The organism is Micromonospora sp. NBC_01699, from assembly GCF_036250065.1.
Lineage (GTDB): Bacteria > Actinomycetota > Actinomycetes > Mycobacteriales > Micromonosporaceae > Micromonospora_G.
On the sequence record NZ_CP109199.1, the window covers coordinates 6,834,155 to 6,855,388 of the forward strand.

The 21,234-nt window shown below is 70.7% G+C and carries 14 protein-coding genes; 10 read left to right on the forward strand and 4 right to left on the reverse strand.

Annotated elements, in window-relative coordinates:
• The first annotated feature begins 168 nt into the window (after positions 1 to 168).
• From OG792_RS27960 to OG792_RS27975, 4 genes are read left to right on the forward strand one after another with little or no spacing between them, the layout of a single operon-like run.
• Positions 169 to 1,209, forward strand: a complete 1,041-nt coding sequence (locus OG792_RS27960; protein WP_329103848.1) for an NAD-dependent epimerase/dehydratase family protein — start codon at positions 169 to 171, stop codon at positions 1,207 to 1,209.
• A complete protein-coding gene (locus tag OG792_RS27965; RefSeq protein WP_329103850.1) occupies positions 1,206 to 2,375 on the forward strand; it encodes a class I SAM-dependent methyltransferase in 1,170 nt (389 codons plus the stop codon). The genes OG792_RS27960 and OG792_RS27965 overlap by 4 nt, the downstream gene beginning before the upstream one ends.
• A 59-nt stretch (positions 2,376 to 2,434) precedes the next feature.
• Entirely contained in the window at positions 2,435 to 3,349 is a 915-nt protein-coding gene (locus tag OG792_RS27970; protein WP_329103851.1) for a glycosyltransferase family 2 protein, read from the forward strand.
• Positions 3,349 to 4,872 (forward strand): lipopolysaccharide biosynthesis protein, encoded by a 1,524-nt coding sequence (locus OG792_RS27975; protein ID WP_329103854.1) that lies wholly within the window; start codon positions 3,349 to 3,351, stop codon positions 4,870 to 4,872. The genes OG792_RS27970 and OG792_RS27975 overlap by 1 nt, the downstream gene beginning before the upstream one ends.
• 179 nt (positions 4,873 to 5,051) lie before the next feature.
• Here the strand turns inward: OG792_RS27975 and OG792_RS27980 are convergent, their stop codons facing one another.
• Entirely contained in the window at positions 5,052 to 8,789 is a 3,738-nt protein-coding gene (locus OG792_RS27980) for a PQQ-dependent sugar dehydrogenase (protein WP_329103856.1), read from the reverse strand.
• A 625-nt stretch (positions 8,790 to 9,414) separates the two neighbouring features.
• Complete coding sequence (locus OG792_RS27985; RefSeq protein ID WP_329103858.1) at positions 9,415 to 13,098, reverse strand: PQQ-dependent sugar dehydrogenase; 3,684 nt, start codon at positions 13,096 to 13,098, stop codon at positions 9,415 to 9,417.
• Positions 13,099 to 13,558: 460 nt separating this feature from the next.
• Here OG792_RS27985 and OG792_RS27990 point away from each other — a divergent pair, with 460 nt between their 5' ends.
• From OG792_RS27990 to OG792_RS28015, 6 genes are all read left to right on the forward strand, one after another.
• On the forward strand, positions 13,559 to 14,848 hold the full coding sequence (locus OG792_RS27990) for a glycosyltransferase family 4 protein (protein ID WP_329103860.1): 1,290 nt from the start codon (positions 13,559 to 13,561) through the stop codon (positions 14,846 to 14,848).
• 61 nt (positions 14,849 to 14,909) lie between these two features.
• Entirely contained in the window at positions 14,910 to 15,824 is a 915-nt protein-coding gene (locus tag OG792_RS27995) for a Wzz/FepE/Etk N-terminal domain-containing protein (protein WP_329103862.1), read from the forward strand.
• 35 nt (positions 15,825 to 15,859) lie between these two features.
• Complete coding sequence (locus tag OG792_RS28000) at positions 15,860 to 17,212, forward strand: O-antigen ligase family protein (RefSeq protein ID WP_329103864.1); 1,353 nt, start codon at positions 15,860 to 15,862, stop codon at positions 17,210 to 17,212.
• A 25-nt stretch (positions 17,213 to 17,237) separates the two neighbouring features.
• Complete coding sequence (locus tag OG792_RS28005; RefSeq protein ID WP_329103866.1) at positions 17,238 to 18,080, forward strand: glycosyltransferase; 843 nt, start codon at positions 17,238 to 17,240, stop codon at positions 18,078 to 18,080.
• Positions 18,077 to 18,940, forward strand: a complete 864-nt coding sequence (locus OG792_RS28010; protein ID WP_329103868.1) for a glycosyltransferase — start codon at positions 18,077 to 18,079, stop codon at positions 18,938 to 18,940. The genes OG792_RS28005 and OG792_RS28010 overlap by 4 nt, the downstream gene beginning before the upstream one ends.
• Positions 18,937 to 19,902, forward strand: coding sequence for a glycosyltransferase family 2 protein (locus OG792_RS28015; protein WP_329103870.1), 966 nt, complete (start codon positions 18,937 to 18,939; stop codon positions 19,900 to 19,902). Before OG792_RS28010 ends, OG792_RS28015 begins: the two co-directional genes overlap by 4 nt.
• On the opposite strand, the gene OG792_RS28020 is transcribed toward OG792_RS28015, so the two are convergent.
• Positions 19,890 to 20,684 carry an alpha/beta hydrolase gene (locus OG792_RS28020; protein ID WP_329103872.1) on the reverse strand — a complete coding sequence of 265 codons (795 nt, stop codon included), beginning with the start codon at positions 20,682 to 20,684 and terminating at the stop codon, positions 19,890 to 19,892. The two genes, OG792_RS28015 and OG792_RS28020, sit on opposite strands and share 13 nt — an antisense overlap.
• An 85-nt stretch (positions 20,685 to 20,769) precedes the next feature.
• Positions 20,770 to 21,096, reverse strand: coding sequence for a hypothetical protein (locus OG792_RS28025; RefSeq protein WP_329103874.1), 327 nt, complete (start codon positions 21,094 to 21,096; stop codon positions 20,770 to 20,772).
• Positions 21,097 to 21,234 lie beyond the last annotated feature (138 nt).

Below are 21,234 nucleotides of genomic sequence, written 5' to 3' on the forward strand. Positions count from 1 at the left end.
CCGATTATCCGCCCACATCGCGCGGCGCCCGCCGGCACGCTTCGGACACGCTAGTTCCGGCGCTTAAGGGCCGGGCTGTTCAGTAAAAAGTCCGACACTACTCGGCCGTGATCACCCGGCCCTCATAAACTCTCCTTCTCACCCCCGCGGATCCTCGGGAGCTTTGCCGTGCGCGTTCTCGTCACCGGTCATCACGGCTACCTCGGCAGTGTGCTGACTCCGCTGCTCCAGGCGGCGGGCCACCGGGTCACCGGGCTCGACACCGACCTCTTCGCCGACTGCCTGCTCGGGCCGGCGCCCGCCGAAGTGCCCTCCCTGCGGTTGGACCTGCGCGACGTACGGCCGGAGCACCTTGCCGGCTTCGACGCGGTCTGCCACCTGGCGGCCCTCTGCAACGACCCGATCGGCAACCTCAACCCCGAGTTGACGTACGACGTCAACCATCGGGCCACGGTGCGGCTGGCCGAGGCGGCCAAGGCGGCCGGGGTGACCCGCTTCCTCTTCTCCTCCTCGTGCAGCCTCTACGGCGCCGGGCTGGACGACCGGCCGCTGGACGAGAACGCCGGCTTCGCACCGGTCACCCCGTACGGTGAGTCGAAGATCCTCTCCGAACAGGGCCTGACCGCGCTGGCCGACGACGACTTCTCCCCGGTCTTCCTGCGCAACGCCACCGCGTACGGCTTCTCCCCCCGGCTGCGCGGCGACCTGGTGGTCAACGACCTGACCGCGAGCGCCCTGCTCACCGGCGAGGTCCGGCTGCTCTCCGACGGCACCGCCTGGCGTCCGCTGGTGCACGCCGAGGACATCTGCGCCGCGTTCCTGGCCCTGCTGGAGGCGCCCCGCGAGCAGGTCCACGGCAAGGCGTACAACGTCGGCGTGAGCAGCGAGAACTACCTGATCCGCGACGTCGCAGAACTGGTCGCCGAGGTGGTCGACGGATCCACCGTCACATTCGCCGGTGGCGCCTCGGCCGACTCCCGCAACTACCGGGTGAGCTGCGACCTGATCGCCGCCGAGGTGCCCGGCTTCCGACCGCGCTGGACCGTGCGCAAGGGCATCGAGGAACTGGTCGAGGCGTACCAGCGGCACGGGCTGACGATCGAGGTGTTCCGCGGCGAACGACACCAGCGGCTGCGCCGGATCCAGGCGCTCCAGGGCGCGGGCCGGCTCGACGCGCAACTGCGCTGGTCCGCCGACGTGCCGGCATGACCCGGACCTGCGACGCCTGCGGCGGCGCCAGCCTCGTCCCGTTCGCCGACCTCGGTGAGATCCCGGTGTTCTGCGGGGTGCACTGGGCCAGTCGGGACGAGGCGCTCGCCTCGCCGCTGGGCGCCATGGAGCTGGCCTACTGCCCCGAGTGCGCGTACGTGCGCAACCTCGCCTTCGACCCGGCCGCACTGGTCTACGACGCCACCATGGACACCAACCTGCACCACTCGCCGGCGTTCCAGACCTTCTCCGCCGAGCTGGTCAAGCACCTGGTGCAGCGCTACCCGCTGGCCGGCGCGTCGGTGCTGGACATCGGCTGCGGCCAGGGCGAGTTCCTGCGCGAGCTGTGCCACGTGGCGGGGGCCGGGGGCCACGGCTACGACGCGATGTACGCCGGCCCGACCGGTCCGGACCCGTCCGGCGCGATCTTCCACGCCGGGCACGCACCACTGGACGACAGCACGCCGGAGTTCGACTTCGTCACCTCCCGGCACTGGTTCGAGCACCTGGACGACCCGTACGGCTTCCTCGTCCGGCTCCGTGAACTCGCCGGCGACCGGCCCGTACGCGGTTATCTGGAAGTTCCGGACGCCTGTTACGACCTCGCCACCGCCGGGTGGGAGGTGATCTACCCGCACGTCTCGTACTTCGACGCGTACTCGTTGCGCCGGGTGGTCGAGCGGGCCGGCTGGCAGGTGACCGACACCGGTCCGCTCTTCTCCGGCATGTTCCGGTTCGTGGAGATCGCGGTGAACCTGCCGGCGGGCGGCGGCTCGGGCGAGCTGCCTGGTCCGGCCGACCGGGACCGGCAACTGGAGTCGATCGCCGGTTTCGCCGCCCGGCACGCCGCCGAACGGGAACGCTGGCGGTCCACCATCGACCGGCTGCTCGCCGCCGGTGACCGGCCGGTGCTCTGGGGCGCCGGCTCGCGCGGCGTACAGTTCCTGCACCTCGCCGACCCGGACGGCCGACTCGCCGCGGTGGTCGACGTCAATCCACGCAAATGGGGCAGATACCTGCCGGTGACCGGGCACGAGGTAGGCTCCCCTGCGAGCCTGACCGAGCTGGGTACCCGTTCGGTGATCATCACGAACCCCGCCTACCGGAACGAGATCGGCGCCGCACTCCGCGCGCTCGGTGTCGAGGCCGAAGTGATGGTGGCCTGATCAACGGCCCCCGGATCACACCGACATTCATCGACGTTCAGCCGAAGCTGAGGAGAGTGATGGACGGAGCGCCCCGGGTCAGTCTCGGCGTTCCCCTCTACAACGCCGAGCGGTACCTCGAAGGCTGTCTGGACGCGCTGCTCGCGCAGGACTACCAGGACTTCGAGATCATCGTCAGCGACAACGCCTCGACCGACCGGACCTGGGAAATCTGCCAGCGTTACGCCTCGGCCGATCCGCGGTTCCGGCTCTACCAGAACCCGCGCAACTTCGGCGGCCACGTCAACTACGCCCGGGTCGCCCAACTCGCCCAGGGCGAGCTGTTCAAGTGGGTCGCGTACGACGATGTCTGCCTCCCCACCTTCCTGAGCACCTGCGTGGCGGCACTGGACGCCGCAGGGTCACAGGCGGTACTCGCCTACCCCCGTACCGTGCTGATCGACGAGGAGGGCTCGGTGATCGGCCCGTACGCCGACCGGCTGGACCTGCGCGACCACCGCCCCTGGCGGCGGGTCGCCGGGGTGGCCCGCAACATCAACCTCTGTCACGCCCACTTCGGCGTGTTCCGGCTCTCCGCGCTGCGCCGCACCGGGATGATCCGGCCGTTCCTCTCCTCCGACTACACCCTGGTCGCGGAGGTGGCCCGGCTCGGTGAGATCCACGAGGTGAACCAGTCGCTGTTCCTGCGCCGGATGCACGGCGCCTCCAGCCGCCAGGCCAAGGACGCCACCCTCGCATCCGCCCTGTCCTGGTACGCCCAGGACAACGCCAAGGTCAGGGCACCCCGGCAGCGGATGCTGCTGGAGACCCTCCGTACCCTGCTGACCGGGGACGACCCGCTCGGCACCCGGATCAGCTCCGCCCTGGCCTTTCTCGGCGCCTGGTGGGCCCGGCGGGTCCGGGTGTTTGTCGGCCGCTGGCGCCGCCGGCTCAGTCGCCGGTCGAGGGCCAGCACGGCAGAGGGAAACGTCTAGTGGTCAGCGCAACGCCCGACGCACCCACCGAGTCCGTACCGACCGAATCCCCGCCGGCGCCCAGCCGCGGCCGCATCCGCTCGGCCATCGGCTGGTCCTACCTGCTCACCGCCGGCCGGGTCGGTTCCTCGATCGTGGTCACCTTCCTGCTCGCGAAGCTGCTCGGCCCGAACGAGTTCGGGCTGGTGGCGATGGCCACGGTCTTCATCACCATCGCCCAGACGATCATCCAGCAGGGGCTGGTCTCGGCGATCGTGCAGCGGGACAAGCTCACCCCGGAGCACCTCGACGCCGCCTTCGGGGTGACCCTGCTCGCCGGCCTCGGTGTCGGCGCGCTCACCGCCCTTCTCAGCCCGGTCTGGGCGTTCGTCAACCGCAGCCCGGACGGGCTGACCGAGGTCTGCCTCGCCCTCTCCCCGCTCGTACTGCTCCAGGGGTTGGCCATCGTGCCGGAGGCGTTGCTCCGTCGCGACCTGCAATTCCGCTCGGTCGCCATCCGTACCCTGCTGGCCGCCGCGATCAGCGGCGTCGTCGGCATCTCGCTCGCCCTGGCCGGCGCGGGCATCTGGGCCCTGGTGGCGCAGCAACTGGCCACCTCCGTGGTCAGCCTGATCGTGCTCTGGACGGTCTGCCCCTGGCGGCCGAGCCGGCGCCCCCGGCTCGGCGCCATCCGCGACCTGTGGGCCTTCTCCGCCCACTCGGCGAACGCCGGCCTCGGCCTCATGCTCAGCTCCAAGGCCGACATCATCTTCACCGGCATCTTCTTCGGCCCGGCCGCCACCGGCATCTACCGGCTCGCCGCGCGGCTGCCGGACATGCTGGTCGACGTGACGGTCCGGTCGCTGCAACAGGTCGCGCTGCCGTCGCTGTCCCGGCTCCAGGCGGAACGGGAGGCGTTCGCCACCCACCTCACCAAGCTGCAACACCTCGGCGCGATCGCCGGCCTGCCGGTGCTGGGCGTGCTCACCGCCACCGCGACCCCGCTGGTCGGCTTCCTCGGTCCGGAGTGGGCCGGCACCGAGATCCCGCTGCGGCTGCTCTGCCTCTTCGGCGTGATCAACGTGTACGGCGTGCTGCTCGGCCCGGCACTCCAGGCGATCGGGCAGCCGGCGAAGCTCGCCGCGATCCTCTGGACCCGGGGCATCCTCGGCGTGGCGACCCTGGCCGCGGTCGGCACCCTGCTCAACGGGCGCGACGACGTGACCGAGGCGAGTGCGGTCGCGATCGCCGGCATCGGCATGCAGCTCGTGGTCAACGCCGTCTCCATCTGGGTCACCGTGCGCAAGGCGATCGGTGCCTCGGTGGTCCGGTTCCTCGTACCGACCCTGCCGGCGCTGCTGGCCGCCGCCGGTGCCGCGCTGACCCCGCTGGCCACCGACCGGCTCGGGGTGAACGACCTGCACCCGCTGCTCGGCGTCTTCGTCCTCGGCGCCGCCGCCGGCCTGGTCGCCGCCACCCTCCTGCTCTCCACCGACGCCCGCGCCCGCCGCCTGATCCTCACCCGCCTCCGCCCCACCCGCTAACCCGCGCTCCCTCCCCCTCGCGCTTCTCGCCTCGTGTAGAGAAAGAGTGGCTATTCGGGGCGGGGAAGGCACTCTTTCTCTACACGAGTGGGACACGCCGGGGGGCGAGGGGCGGTACGACGGCGGAAGGGGCCCCTCCGATCCATCGGAGGGGCCCCTTCCGCCGTACCTGTTGGGGTCTACTCGGGGCGGAAGACGATCGCCTGGCCGTTGAGCAGGATCGGTTGGTTGTACGAGTGTTGGAAGGCTGCGGTACCGGCCGGGTTCTCGATCCCGACGGTGGCGCCGCTGCCCAGCTCGGCCGGCTTTGTTGTGGCCAGGTCGGCGTAGTGGAAGGCGATCTCGCCGTTGACCGAGAGGATCACCTCGGCCGTGATCCGGGCCGACGACGACCCGTACATGCCGATGTTGCGCCACTCGACCACGAACCGGCGGTTGGTGCCCGTACCGAGGGAGGCGGTTCGGATCGTGGTGTCGGCGCGGATCACCAGGTCGTCCCAGAACGGGTACACCGCTCCGTTCGGCAGCGCCACGCTCGGCAGCGCCGCGTTCTCCGGTTGGGCTCCGCTCGGGTTGACGAACGAGAGGAACCCGTTGCTGGACACCCAGGCCGAGGCGTACGTCTGCCCGTAGAACGGGAAGGCGAACGGCAGGGTCACCTCGCCCACCGCGTCGTCGCCGGTCAGCGGTAGCACGGTTCCGTCGGCCGGGACGAACGCCCTGGTCTCGGTCGATTTGGTGTAGTCGCCGTCGCCGCCCGGCGGGGGCTCCTCCGGCGGCGGGGGCGCGTTCAGCGCCAGGTTGACCGTGTGGGTGCTGCCGGCGACCACGGTCACCGGACCCGACCCGGTCAGGTCACCGGTGGCGGTGCCGGCAACCGTGTACGTGCCCGGCGTCACCCCGGTCAGCGTGTACGTCCCGTTCGCCGCGGTGGTGGCCGTCCGGCCGCCCGGTGACAGGGTGACCGTCGCACCCGCGACCGCCGTACCGCCGGCTGCCCTGGTCACCGTGCCGGTGACGGTGCCCGTGGTCGGCGGCTCCGGCTCGGCCGGGGGACCGCCGTTCGGCGGGGTGAAGATGACCGCCTTGCCGTTGGCCAGCAACGGCTGGTTGATGCCGTACTGGGTGGCGACCGTGCCGGCGGCGTTCTCGATGCCGACGGTGGCGCCACCGCCCAGCTCGGCCGGCTTGGTGTTGGCCAGGTCGGCGTAGTTGAAGGTGATCTGCCCGGTCTCGGAGATGAGCGCCTCGAAGGTCACCCGGGCCGACGACGAGCCGTACATGCCGCTGTTGCGCCACTCGACCACGAACTGGCGGTTCGGTGCGGTGCCGATCACGCCGGTCCGCACGCTGGAGTCGGCCCGCGCGAACAGGTCGTCCCAGAACGGGTAGATCGAGGCGTTGGGCGCGACCGGTTCCGGTATCGGCGAGTTGACGCCCGAGGGGATCGGTCCGGGATCGGTGAACGAGATCTTGCCGTTCACGTCGACCCAGGCACTGGTGTAGCTGTGCCCGTAGAACGGGATCGGGAACGGGAGCGTGACCTGGGTGATCCCCTCGTCCCCGGTCAGCGGCAGCACCGCGCCGTCGACCGGCACGAACGCCCGGCCGGTGGCGGTGGCGCAGGTGTAGCCGAAGGTGTCACCGCAGTCTCCGCCGCCGTAGTCGGCTGTGTAGGTAGCGGTGTAGGTGGTGGCGGTCGCCGGTGCGGTCACCACGTGGGTCCGGGCGCCGTTGTCCGACCAGCGGTCGAAGTCGAAGGTCGAGGCGCCGACCGCCTGTGGTGTCGGCGCGCTCACCGTGTTCGTCGAGCCGACGATGACCTGCCGGGTCGCCGGGGTGACGACGTCCGCGCCGTTGACGTTCAGGGTCAGCCCGCTGGGGCTGCTGGCCAGGTTGAGATTGACCGTGCGCGGGTCGAGGCGGACCGTCGTGCTTCCGGTCAGACCGCCGCTGTCGGTCGCGGTCAGGATCAGTTCGAGGTACGACGGGAACTCGTGATCCGGTGCGGTGAAGGAGCCGGACGCCACCCCGGTCACGTTCTGCACCGGGTGGGTGTGGCAGTTGTCGGCCGCGTAGCAGTGCCGGTTGATCAGTTCCCAGTGCAGGGCCGCCGGCCCCAGGTTGCCCTCCTGCGGGTCGCTGGCGTGCCCGGAGAAGGTGACGGTCTGCCCCACCTGCCAGTTGAACGAGTTGGCGGGCGAGTCGATCACCGGTACCGGCGCGTTGGTGCCGACCCTGATCTGGATCGTCTCGATGTCGCTGGAACCGCCGATGTCGGACACCCGCAACCGCGCCGTGTACGTGCCGACGGTGGAGTACGTGTAGCTGGTCGTGGCACCGGTGGCGTCGAAGGTCCCGTCGCTGGTGAAGTCCCACTGGTAGCTGAGGATGTCGCCGGGGTCGGAGTCGGTCGAGCCGGTCGCGTCGAAGTTCACCCGCAGCGGCGCGTTGCCGGAGACCGGGTTGGCGCTGATCGCCGCGACCGGCGGCTGGTTGCCCGAGCTGTAGTGGAAGCGGCGGACGGTGCCGCCGGTCAGGTCGACGTAGTAGAGGTCCTGGTCCGGGCCGATCTTCAGGTCGACCGGGCCGGAGACGGTGTTGGAGAACGGGATGATGCTGGCCGGGTCGGGCTCGCCGTTGGCACCGGCGCGCATGGCCCAGATGCACTCGCGGGAGTAGTCGGCGAAGAACAGCGCGCCCGCGTACGCGGCCGGGTAGTTGCCGCCGGTGGCCGGGTAGAAGGCGATGCCGGACGGGGCCGAGCCACCGGTCGAGCAGCCGTCGTCGGGTGCCACCACCTGGCTGTGCGCGTACGTGTAGTACGGCGGGGTGACGGTGCCGGCGGGTGCGCTGTAGAGGCTCTCGCAGAGGGTGAGGTTGGCCGAGTTGTAGCCGCCCTGCATCCCGTTGCCCTCGTAGCAGGGCCAGCCGTAGTTGCGCAGCGGTCCGGCGGCCGGGTTCGGGATCCGGTTGATCTCCTCCCAGGTACGCCAGCCGACGTCGCCGATCCAGACGTCGCTGGTGCCGGGCCGGAACGTCCACCGGGTGGGGTTGCGCAGCCCGTGGGCGAGGATCCGCCGGTTGTTCGGGTCGGTGCTGTTGGCCAGCGGGTTGTCCGGCATCGCCGCGCCGGTCGCCGGGTTGATCCGGACCAGGGTGCCGGAGAGCCCGGTCGGGTCGCCGGAGGTGCGGATGTCCTGGGAGCGCAGTGCGCCGCCCTCGCTGGTGGGCGGGGTCTGCGCGCCGCCGGCCGGTGCCGGCGGGTCGCCGCACGGGTTGGTCGGGTTGCCGGCCTGGCCGTAGTCGGTGAAGGTGGCCGAGGCGCCCTCGCCGCCGGCGACGTAGAGCGCGCCGTCCGGGCCGAAGTTGAGGTCGCCGATCGAGTGCGACTCGATCTGCTGGCACCAGTCGTGCAGCAGCACCTGCTCGGTTCCGGTCATCACGTCGCCGTTGGCCCGCAGCCGGGAGACCCGGGAGCTGGACACGCAGTTGCCGGTGACCGGGCAGGTGTCGTTGTACGTCGGGGCGCTGCCGCCGATCACGCCGTCGTAGCTGTAGCTGACGTAGACGTACGGGTCGGCGGGGAAGTTCGGTGGCAGGGCCAGGCCGATCAGACCGAAGTCCTCGTAGTCGTAGACGTTGGCCCGCAGGTCGGCGAAGACCGTGGCGGTGGTGTCGGAGGTGCTGTCGTAGACCTTGATCTGCCCGTTCTTCTGGGCGATGAAGACCCGTCCGTCCGGTGAGAAGACCACTTTGGTCGGTCGGGTCAGCCCGGTGAATACCACCTGTTCGGTGAATCCCGGCGGAATTGCCGCCGCGGGCTTGTCGGCACCGAGTAGCAGGCCGGTCACCACGGGTAAACTCAGGGCCAGCGCTAACACCATTGACAGTGCGCGCCGCAATAGCTTCGGCATCACTGCTCTCCTATCTCACGGCGCGGTACCGGAGTGTCCGCGGAAACTACCGGCGGACACCGAATCAGCGCATGGGGGTGTCGCCGTCAGGCTGTCAGTCGGGAACGGTTTTTCGGCCCCCTTGACGGCCTGAAATGGCACCCGGTCAGCCGAACTGCATCGTCCGATCGACCCGCACGGAAGACGGTTCCACTTGGGACCGGGTCACTCTATCGAGAACGGCGGTCGACGCCGTCCGATGTGGACGGTCCGGCCGGGCCGTCCGCATCGCCTCGCACATCACTTAGCGTGTTGTTGCTGGCACGCCTACGTGACTTCCGGGTTCTCCAGTCCGACCGGGTCCGAAACTTCTGGACCCCGCCGACCTCGGCCGGTCCCGGCGCCCGGCCAGGCAGGTGGCCCCACTGCCACCGCCGACCCGCCGCAGCGCGGGTCGCCGCGCATCCGTTCCGACGACCACCGTCATCAACCCGCTAACCGTCGAAATGGTGCCGTCTCAGAATTACCGGAACGAATCGCGCGGGGCTGTCAGGTCGCCGACCGCCGAGGGTAGCCAACCGGATCGACTTAACGAACGGTCAGCTGCCCTGGTCGGCCGATCAACCATCGTCCGCCGAGGATTCGGTCAGGCGGCCGGGCGGAACACGACGGCGGTACCGTTGGCCAGCGTCGGCTGGTCGAGCGAGTGTTGGATTGCCGACGTACCGGCCGGGTTCTCGATTCCGACCGTCGCGCCGCCACCCAACTCGGCCGGTTTCGTGCCGGCGAGATCCGCGTAGTTGAACGCGATCTCGCCGTCCACCGAAAGCACCGCCTCCACCGTGATCCGGGCCGAGGCCGACCCGTACATTCCGACGTTGCGCCACTCCAGCACGAACTTCCGGTCTGGACCGGTGCCGATGTCCGCGGTCCGGATCGTGGTGTCGGCCCGGATCACCAGGTCGTCCCAGAACGGGTACAGCGCCGCGTTCGGCACCGCCGCGTCCGGCACCGCCGTGTTGAGCGGCTGCGGCCCGCTCGGATCGTTGAAGGAGAGGAACCCGTTGCTGGACACCCAGGCCGAGCTGTACGGCTGGCCGTAGAAGGTGAACGGGAACGGCAACGCCACCTGGGCCACCGAGTCGTCACCGGTCAACGGCACCAGCGAACCCTCCGCCGGCACGAACGGCCGGCTCTCGGTCGACTTCGCGTACCCGCCCTCCTCGCCGAGCAGCAGGGTGAGGGAGAGGTTCGCGGTGTGCGTACCGCCGGCCGTGACGGTGACCGGGGTCGAGCCGTTGAGCAGGCCACCGAGGGCCGAGCCGGAGACGGTGTAGCTGCCCGGCGTCACCCCGGCCAGGCTGTAGGAGCCGTTCAGCCCGGTGGTCGCCGTCCGCCCGCCGGGCGTGAGCTTGACCGTCGCACCGGCCACCGGCAGCCCGGTGCCCAGCGCCGTCACCACGCCACCGACGGTGCCGGTGGTCGGCGGCGGAGTGCCGCCCGGCGGGGTGAAGACCACCGAGGTGCCGTTGCGCAACACCGGCTGGTCGGTGGAGTGGCTCAGCGCCACCGCACCGGCGGCGTCCTCGATCGCCACGGTCGCGGAGTCACCCTGTTCCCGCCCGTTCGCGGCCAGGTCGGCGTAGCTGAAGGTGATCTCACCCTGCTCGCTGAGCACCGCCTCGAAGGTGACCCGGGCCGAGGACGAGCCGTACAGGCCGCTGTTGCGCCACTCGACCACGTAGCGGCGGTTCGGTGCCGTGCCGCGCACCGCCGTACGCACGGTCGAGTCGGCCCGTTGCACGAGGTCGTCCCAGAACGGGTAGATCGCGGCGTTCGGCGGGGCGGCGCCCGGCACCGGCGTGTTCACCGGCGCCGCCGATGTCGGGTCGACGAAGGAGAGGAAGCCGTTGGTCGAGATCCAGGCGGTACCGTGCGTCTGGCCGTACAGCGGGAAGCCGAACGGCAGGTTGACCTGGGCGACCCCCTCGTCACCGGTCAACGGGAGCACCGCGTCGTCGGCCGGCTCGAACGGGCGGCCGGTGGTCGTGGTGCAGGTGTAGCCGAAACTGTCGGCGCAGCCCGCGGCGCCGGTGTACGCCGCCGTGTAGGTGGTCGGACCGGCCGGCGCGGTGATCACGTGGGTCGCCGCGCCGCCGTCGGACCAGTTCGCGAACGTGTACGTCTGCGAGTTGGCGCTCTGCGGGCTCGGCGCGCTGACCGTGTTGGTCGAGCCGACGATCACCGTACGGGTGAACGGGGTGGTCCCGGCCGTCGCCCCGACGCTGAGCTGGAGCCCGGCCGGGTTGCTGGCGAAGGTCAGGTCGACCGTCTGCGGGTCGAGCCGGCGGACCACCGTGTCGGACAGCCCGTCGGTGTCCGTGGCGGTGAGTTCCAGTTCCAGGTACGACGGGTACTCGTGGTCCGGCGCCACGAACGAGCCGGACGCCACCCCGGTCCACTCCTGGAGCTGGTGGGTGTGGCAGTTGCCCACCGACTCGCAGTGCTCCATCCGCAGCCGCCAGTGCAGCCCCGCCGCCGGTACCGAGCCCTGCTGCGGATCGCTGGCGTGGCCGGCGAAGCTGAGCGTGTCGCCCACCTTCCAGGTGGTCCCGGCGATCGGGGAGTCCAGCACCGCGGTCGGTGCGCTGTTGCCCGGTTGGATGGTCACGGTCGTGCTGGCCGAGACGCCGAGCGTGTCGGTGACGGTCAGCCGGGCGGTGCGCGTGCCGGTGCCGGGGTAGGTGAAGCTGGCGGTCGGGGTGGTGGCGTCGACCGTGCCGTCGTCGGTGAAGTCCCACTTGTAGGTCAGCCGGCCCTCGTCCGCCGGGTCCGGGTCGGTGGAGCCGGTGCCGTCGAAGGCGACCGTCAGCGGCGCGGTGCCCGAGGTGGGCTGGGCGGCGATCACCGCGGTCGGCGGCTGGTTGCCGGGGAAGTAGCGGATCCGCCGGACCGTGCCGCCGCCCAGGTCGACGTAGTAGAGCTCGTCGCCCGGACCGATCGCCAGGTCGGTCGGGTTCGCCGCGGCCTGGCCGAACGCCTCGATGTTGGTCGGGCTGGGCAGCCCGCCCGGGGTGCTCGGGCGCATGGCGTAGATGCAGTTGCGCGAGTAGTCGGCGAAGAACAGCGCACCGGCGTACGCGGCCGGGTAGTTGCCGCCGCTGGTCGGGTAGAACGCCAGACCGGAGATGGCGTCCCCACCGGCGGCGCAGTTCTCCCCCGGCACCACGGCCGCGCTGTGGTTGTACGTGTAGTAGGGCGTGGTCTGGCCGGCGCCGGAGTAGAGCGTCTCGCAGAGGTTCAGGTTGGCGTTGTCGTAGCTCGACATCCGGCCGGCGCCCTCGTAGCAGGGCCAGCCGAAGTTGGTCACGCCCCCGGTCGGGTCGGCCAACCGGTCGATCTCCTCCCAGACGTTCCAGCCGACGTCGCCGAGCCACACCTCGTTGGTGCCGGGGCGCATGGTGAACCGGAACGGGTTACGCACCCCCTGCCCGACGATCCGGCGCGCGTTCAGGTCGGGCGAGGAACTCAGCGGGTTGCCCGCGGCGGCGGCACCGGTGGTCGGGTTCAGCCGGATCACCGTGCCGTCCAGGCCGGTCGGGTCACCGGTGGTCCGTACGTCCTGGGCGCGCAGCGCGCCGCCCTCGGCGGTCGGCGGGGTCATCGCCCCACCCGGCGGGTCGCCGCACGGGTTGACCGGATTGCCGAGTTGGCCGTAGTCGGTGGCGCTGAAGCTGGCACCGTCGCCCGCGCTGGCGTAGAGCATGCCGTCCGCGCCGAAGCGCAGGTCGCCGACCGAGTGGCTGGGGTACTGCTGGCACCAGTCGTGGATCAGCACCTGTTCGGTACCGGTCATCACGTTGCCGTTGGCCTGCAACCGGGACAGCCGGCCGGTGACGACGCAGCGGCCGTTGTTGGCGTCGCCGCAGGTGTCGTTCCAGACCGGGGCGGTCTGGCCGGGCGGCGCGTCGTAGGTGTAGAGCACGTACACCCACGGGGTGGTCGGGAAGTCCGGTGGCAGCGCCAGGCCGAGCAGGCCCCGGTCCCACTGGTTGTGTACGTTCGTGGAAAGATCCGCGAAGACGGTGGCCGTCGGGTCGGCCAGGTCGTCGAAGACCTTGATCCGGCCGCCCTTCTCCGCCACGAAGATCCGCCCGTCCGGGGCGAACTCGATGTTCGTCGGCTGATTGAGCCCGGTGAACACGATCTGTTCCTGGAATCCGCTGGGCAGCGTGACCGCCTCCGCCACGGTTGCCCGCAACGGTGCCAGCACGCTGCCCAGCAGAGCCCCCACCAGGGCCAGTCGCATGACTCGACGCAGACGCGTCATCGCACCCCTCCCCACACCCCCACCGGAGTACGCGGGCCGCGTACCGCGTGCGTTCGTCCGGTGCCAGCCGAGCGACCGCAGGCACAGGGTAGCCATCCCATCAACATTTACAAATGCCCTCTCCGACTTCCGACTCCGACCGACTGACCGGCGCTTTCGCGGCGACGGCCGTTTCAGCAGGCCGGCCCGGAATCGATGGCCGGACGCCAGGGGACGACCCGGTCCGTACGTACTGATGAAGTCCGGATGAACGCATGAAAGAGCAATCGGCCGATCGGCCTCCGCCTTGTAATTAAGTCGACATCACTCGCGAATCGCCGCTGCTTGCCCATCTCCCGCAGATAGGGAAATGTTTCGGTAGAACGGTGTCCCGGTATCCGGGGAACTTCCGGTCGCGGCGTCCACACGCCACGGCCGTCCGTCGGAAACGTCGTCCGAGCTGCGCGGATCGGAGTCGGGGATGGCCAGCCCACGCCCACACGTCGTCATCGTGGTGGTCAACCTGCCCGTCGAACGGGACCGCCGGGTGATCCGGGAGTGCCTGGCGCTGGAAGCCGCCGGCTACCGCGTCACCGTGATCTGCCCACGCGGCCCGGGGCGGTTGACCCACCTGCCCGGATCCGCGGGCACCGCGATCCGGTCCTTCCCCCAGCCGCTGGCCGGTTCCGGGGTGCTCTCCTTCGCCGCCGAGTTCGCCTGGGCCCTGATCGCGGTCACCACCCGACTGCTCGGAGTGATGCTGCGCGGCCGGGTCGACGCCGTGCAGGCGTGCAACCCCCCGGACGTGTTCTGGCCACTCGCCCTCCTGATGCGGGCGCTCGGCCGGCCGTTCGTCTTCGACCACCACGACCTGAGCCCCGAGTTGTACGAGTGCAAGCCGGGTCCGCACCGGCCGGCCGTACTGCGCATCCTGCGGCTGTTCGAGAAACTCTCCTGGCGTTGCGCGTCGGCCGTGGTCTCGACCAACGAGTCGTACCGCGAGCTGGCCATCGGTCGGGGCGGCTGCGATCCGGAGCGGGTGGTGGTGGTCCGCAATGGACCCACGCTGGCCGAGGTCGGGTCCGACGGCAAGGTTCCGGCGACCGACGCACCGAGCCGCCACACCATCGTTTACCTCGGCGTCATCAATCCGCAGGACCACGTCGACGCGGCCGTGCTGGCCGCCGAACGGCTGGTCGGGCTGCGCGGCAACGAGGACTGGCAGCTGGTGGTGGCCGGCGACGGCGACAGCCTGCCCGAGCTACGCCAGTTGGTCAGTCAGCGCGGTATCTCCGATGTGGTCAGCTTCACCGGTTGGCTGGAGGCCGACGAGGTCGACAAGCTCTTGCGGTCGGCTTCGATCGCCATTCAGCCGGACCCGCCGACCCGAATGGCCGAATTGTCGACGATGGCGAAGACGGTGGAATACGTCGCCCGTGGCCTACCGGTAGTCGCGGTGGACCTGCTGGAGACCCGGCGTACCGCCGAGGACGCGGCCAGCTACGTACCGACCGGCTCTCCCGACGAACTCGCCAAGGCCCTCGACCAGCTGCTCGGCGACGACGCCGCCCGCGCCGCGATGAGCGTGGTGGCCCGGCGCCGGTTCACCGAGCAGCTAGCCTGGGACCACCAGGCGAAGTCCTACATCCGACTCTGGGATCAGCTACTTCGGCGCAATCCAGTGCATTACAACTCGGTTTCGCCCGAAACCGGGACGGATGCCACGCGCCAGACCGGGCCCCAGCATGGTACGAAAGAGGCGGTCCCGTGAGTCCGGGACAACCTCGCCATTTCTCTGACGCATCCGTTCGCGCACCCAAAGGGGTCGATCGATGGACCTTCTCGACCTGCTGAAACTCATGTTTCGGCGATGGTATGTCACGATCCCGGTCGTGGTCCTGACCCTCGCGGCTGCCTTCACGCTCAGTGTCGTGATCCAACCCGAATACAAGACCTCGGCGGCGGTCCTGCTGGTACCGCCGACCACCAGCCCGGCCGCGCCCGCGTCGAACGCCAACCCCCAGCCGGGCAACCCGTGGTTGCGGGTCGGCGAGAACGCGATGGCCCAGGCCGTCCAGATCTCGATCTCCGCCCACGAGGCCCGCACCAAGGTCGAGGCGGCCGGCGGCAACACCGAGTACGAGGTCGGGCTGGTCAACCGCAGTCCCATCCTGACCATCGACGTGACCGCCGCCAGCCACGGCGAGGCGCTGGCCACGGTCACCGCGGTGACCAAGCTGATCGGCGAGGAGGTCGCCGGCAAACAGGCCGAGTACAAGCCGAAGGCCGGTGAGCAGATCACCACCCAGGTGCTCGACCCGGGCCTGAACATCGTCCAGTCCCGGTCCAACGTGCTGCGCGCCCAGATCGTGGTGATCGCGATCGGCCTGCTGCTCGCCGCCGCGTCGTCCGTCGGCTACGACGCGATCGTCCGTCGACGCAACCGGGCCCGGCTCGCCGACCGGCACGGGGCACGCCCGTCGATGGCCTGGAACGCCGGACAGGCGACCGTCGGTTCCGCCCGACGTCCGACCCCCGGACCAAAGGGCAGCCTGGACTCCGCCGACGCCACCCAGGTGGTGAGCAACTTCGGTGCCCCGGTCCACCCCGCTTCGAACTCGGGCGCCGGCGACCGGTCCGGCGGGGTGCCGCCGCAGATCTCGGCGGACTTCGTCCGCGCACCGCAGTCCGACGACACGATCCTGCTCACGGCGGTCCGCCGTCCCACCGACGACACGGGCAAATAACCACGCCCCGATGACGTACCGACGGAGCGGATGACGTGCCCACGTACCTTTCCTCGCGACGATCCGCCACCGTGTACGACGGGGTCACACCCGGCGTACACCACTTTCCCGACGCCACCGCGGTCCTGATCAGCTCGGTCCTGCTCGCGTACCTGCTGCCCGCGCGGCTGATCTTCCCGCCGCTGACGACGCTCGGCCGACCGGGCGTGATCGTCGGGTTCTTCCTGATCGTCTGGTGGGGCCTGAGCCGACTGCACCCCACCCTGGTCACCCGTGGTCAGCAGCCGATGCGCTGGGCGCTGGCGTTCTACCTGGCCACCATGGGCATGTCGTACATCGCCGGCGAGGCCCGGGGCATGTCGGTGCTGGAGGCGAACAGCGCGGACCGGACCATCCTGATGGCGTTGGCCGGGGCGGGCGTGATGCTCGCGGCGGCCGACGGGGTGCTCACCCGCGAACGGGTCGACCACGTACTTCGGGCGCTGGCCTGGGGCTCGACGGTGATGGCGCTGTTCGCCCTGGCCCAGTTCATCCTGCGGATCGACTTCACCACGTACCTCAAGCTGCCGCCGCTGCTGACCTTCCAGAAGGACCTGATCGGCTTCGACGCCCGGGGCGGCGGCGGGCTGGTCCGGGTCGCCGGTACGGCCGGGCACTACATCGAGTTCAGCGTGCTGATGGTGATCGGGCTGGTGGTCGCGATCCACTACGCCCGCTTCTCGGACACCCGGCGCGGGCGGCAGATCTACGGCACCCTGGCCATGATCCAGGCAGCGGTCATCCCGATCTCGCTCTCCCGGACCGGGGTGCTCGCACTCGCCGCCGCGATCCTGCTGTTCATCCTGGTCTGGCCGCTGCGGACCACGTTCAACGTACTGGTGATCGGGTTCTTCCTCGCCGCGCTGATCCAGGTCGGCAAGCCGGGTCTGCTGGCCACCCTGCGCGCACTGCTGTTCGCCGGGGAGAACGACCCGAGCGTGCAGGGGCGGCTGGAGGACTACGCGTTCGTCGCGCCGTACATCAAGGAACGGCTCTGGTTCGGTCGGGGGGTCGGCACCTGGTTGCCCGAGCTCTACCAGTTGCTCGACAACCAGTGGCTGGTCACGCTGGTCAGCACCGGCGTTGTCGGGGTGGTCGGGTTGGCGGTCTTCTTCCTGGCCGGCATCGTGGTCGCCGGCCGGGTCCGCCGGTTCGCCGCCAGCGAGCGCGACCGGGACCTGGCCGCCGTGCTGGCCGTGACGATCGGGGTGGCGGCCGTCTCCGCGTTCACCTTCGACGCGCTCTACTTCACCACCTACTTCATCACCGTGCACGTGCTGCTCGGCCTGGCCGGGGCGATGTGGCGGCTGAGCCGGGCGGAACGCATCAACTCCAGCGGGGCGTCATGACCGAGCGAACCACCGAGGTGTACGCGTGACAGGCATCGACATTCTCATGATCACGTACGACCGGCCGGAGTACGTCCGGCTCTCGCTGCCGCACCTGCTCGGCACCTGCCCGCCGGACGCGCGGGTCTGGCTCTGGCACAACGGCACCGACCGGGCCACCCTCGACGCGGTCGCGGAGTTCCGGGACCACCCGAAGGTGCACCGGTTCCACCACAGCGAGGTCAACGCCGGTCTGCGTGAGCCGACCAACTGGCTCTGGCGGGAGGCGACCGGCGACTACCTGAGCAAGGTGGACGACGACTGCCTGCCGGACCCGGTCTGGCTCTCCACGCTGCGCCAGGCACACGACGACGTACCCCAGTTCGGGGTGATCGGCACCTGGCGGTTCCCGGACGAGGACGTGGACGACAACCTGGTCGCCGCGAAGCTGGCCGGCTATCCGGGCGGGCACCGACTGCTGCGCAACCACTGGGTGCAGGGCAGCGGATACCTGCTCAAGCGCGAGGTGGTCCGCCAGGTGGGTCCGCTGGCCGACCAGGACACCTTCACCACCTGGTGTCTGCGCGCGGCCCGGCTCGGCTGGGTCAACGGCTGGTACCACCCGTTCCTGCCGGAGGACCACATGGACGACCCGCGCAGCCCGAACACCATCTACCTGACCGACGAGGACTTCATGGCCCGCCGCCCGCTGTCGGCGAAACGGACCGGGGTCACCACGGTCGCCGAGTGGACCGAACAGATGCGGCACTCGGCCCGGGTGGTCCAGGCCGCCTCGCTGGACCTGCGGGAATACCGGGGCTGGCGCAAGCGCCGCCGTACGGTGACCCGCCGGATCCGGCTCGCCCTGACCGGACGGGCACCCTGGTGACCAGCGTGGTGATCGCCGCACACAACGAGGCGGCTGTGCTTCCCCGGTGCCTGCACCGGCTGCTCGACGGCGCCGACCCGGGCGAGTTCGAGGTGCTCGTGGTGGCCAACGGCTGCACCGACGCGACCGCCGAGGTGGCCCGCGCGGTGCCCGGCGTACGGGTGCTGGAACTGGTCGAGGCGTCCAAGTCGGCGGCGCTGAACGCGGGCGACACGACCGCCACCCGGTTCCCCCGGATCTACCTCGACGCGGACATCGAACTCTCCGCGGCCGGTGCCCGGACCCTGGCCGCGGCGGTCAGCACCCCCGGCGGTACGGCGTCCGGGGACCCGCTGCTCGCCGCCGCGCCGAGCCGGCGGCTGGACGTCACCGGCCGGCCGCTGGCGGTACGCGGCTACTACGCGGTCAACTCGCGGCTGCCCGCCTTCCGGGACGCGCTCTTCGGCCGCGGCGCCATCGTGCTCTCCGCCGCCGGACGGGCCCGCTTCGACCGGTTCCCCGGCCTGATCGCCGACGACCTGTTCCTGGACTCGCTGTTCGAGGTGGGCGAGAAACGGGAGATCCCGGCGGTCACCACGGTGGTGGCGACGCCCCGGCGGACCCGGGACCTGCTCCGCCGGCTCGGCCGGGTCCGGGCCGGCAACGCCGCCATGCGGGCCACCGACACCCGCGTACGCCGGGCCCGACGCGCCTCCTGGCTGGTCGACGTGGTGCTGCCCCGGCCGTGGCTGCTGCCGGCCGGGGTCTGCTACGCGGTGCTCACCGTGCTGGCCGGGGTCGCCGCCCGGCGGACCGCCACCCAGCAGGGCTGGGGTCGGGACGAGTCAAGCCGTACCCCGGCGGAAGGAGCCTCCCGATGAGCCCGGCGGTCAGCGTCGTCATCGTCTCCTACCAGACCCGTGACCTGATCCGGCGCGCCCTGGCCACCCTGCGTACGGCGAGCCGGTCCGGCTCGTACGAGGTGATCGTGGTCGACAACGCGTCCACCGACGGTTCGGCGGACGCGGTGGAGGCGGAGTTCCCCGAGGCACGGGTGGTCCGGCTGGCCCGCAACGTCGGCTTCGGCCGGGCGGTGAACGTCGGCGCGGCCCGCGCCCGGGGTACCTGGGTACTGCTGATGAACCCGGACACCGAACCGGTCGGCGACGTCATCGGCGAGTTCGTCAGGTACGCCCACGCGCACCCGGAGCACCGGGTCTACACCGGCCGTACGCTGCACGCCGATCACACCGACGACGGGCGGTCGACGTTCGCCCTGCCGTCGCTGTGGGGGTACGTCTGCTTCGCCACCGGGCTCTCCACCGTCTTCCGCCGGTCCCGGCTGTTCAACCCGGAGGAGCTGCCCGGACTGGACCGCTCGGTGCCGGCGCCGGTACCGGCGGCGTCCGGTTGCCTGCTGCTGTTGCAGCGGTCGCTGTTTGCGGAGTTGGGCGGGTTCCTGCCGGACTACTTCATGTACAGCGAGGACATCGACCTGTGCCACCGGGCCACCCTGCTCGGGGCGTCGCCGGTGCTGGTGCCCGAGGCACGGGTGGTGCACGTCGGCGGGGCGTCCTCGACCGGTGTCGGCAAGCGGATCATGGTGCTCCGCGGCAAGACCACGTACCTGCGGTTGCGCTGGCCCCGGCGGCGCGCGGCGGCCGGACGGGCGCTGTTGGCCACCGGCGTGGCGGCACGCGCCGCCGGTGCCCGGCTGACCGGCCGGGCCGGCTACTGGCGCGAGGTCTGGGCGCAGCGGCGTACCTGGCTGGCCGGTTGGCCGCCGGGGGCGGAACTGCCGACGGTGGAGGTCGTCGAGCCGGATTCGGCTCAGGGAGTCTGATCGGTCGGCCGGTTGGCGAACGCCGCCACCGTACGGTCGGCGTAGGCGCTGGCGTCGCCGACGGTCATCGGTCCGTCCCAGTTGGACGGCAGCGGCACCGGTACGGCGGGGTTGACCCGCCGGACCACCTCGTCGAGCACGGTCTCGGCGTTGCCGACCCAGAGGTGCTTCGCACCGGGTACGCCGACCACCTCGGCCTGCGGGATCGCCGCGAACCGGCGGCGGGCCTCGTCCGGGCGCAGGTAGTCGTCGAACTCGGGAACCAGCGCGGTCACCGGCTTGCCGGATTCGGCCCAGACGGCCAGGTCGGCGTCCACGGAGAAGCGCAGCGGCGGGGAGAGCAGGATCGCCCCGGTCACGCCCGGGTCGCAGCCGTACTTGAGGGTCAGGTCGGTGCCGAAGGACCAGCCGAGCAGCCAGATGTCGGGCAGTTCGGCGAACTCGGCGTACTCGATCGCCGCCGCGACGTCGAACCGTTCGGCGACGGCGTTGTCGAACTCGCCCTCGCTGGTGCCCTGCACGCTGGTCGTGCCGCGGGTGTTGAACCGGAGCACGGCCAGATCGGCCAGGGCGGGCAGTCGCCAGGCGGCCTTGCGCAGCACGTGGCTGTCCATCATCCCGCCCTGGGTGGGCAGCGGGTGCAGGCAGACCAGGGTGGCGACCGGTGGCCGGTCGGCCGGCAGGGCCAGCTCGCCGACCAGGCGCAGCCCGTCGGCGGTGTGCAGTTCGATCTCGTCCCGCCGGGCGGGCAGGATGGACGACGCGCGGATCGCTGTGCTCACCGGTCAAGTGTGGCCCGACAGGGTCGGTAGCGTCAGCCGGGACGGGTCCAGGGTGACGAAGATCCCCGATCCGGCGCGGCGGCGTTCAGCCGTACCGGGGGGCGCTGCGGGAGCGTTCGACGGTGGGGGAACGCCGCTCGCGGGCCCGCCAGCAGCCGTTGTGCCAGTGTCGGCGGTCGGTGAGGTCGCCGCGTCCGTCGGCCGGCCAGGCCACCAGGTGCGGCGTGCCGGGCGGAATCTCCTGTTGGCAGCCGGGGCAACGGTAGGTTTTGACGGCGGCACCGGCGGTGATGGAACGCACCTGCCAGTCGCCGTCCCGCCAGCTCTGCACTGCCTCGACGCCGCGCCGGGCCCGGTCGCCGTCCAGCGGGGCGACGTCCTCGGCGCGGGGTCGATTACGACGGGGGCTCACGTTCAGCAACAATACGGGGCCACCCGGGGCGGTGCCAGAATGTACCGACACGCCCTGTATCCGTGACACAAGCTGAATGTCAGATCACAGTCAGTAAGTTCCGGTTGTCCTTATAAAGGCTCTAACGTCCATGAATAG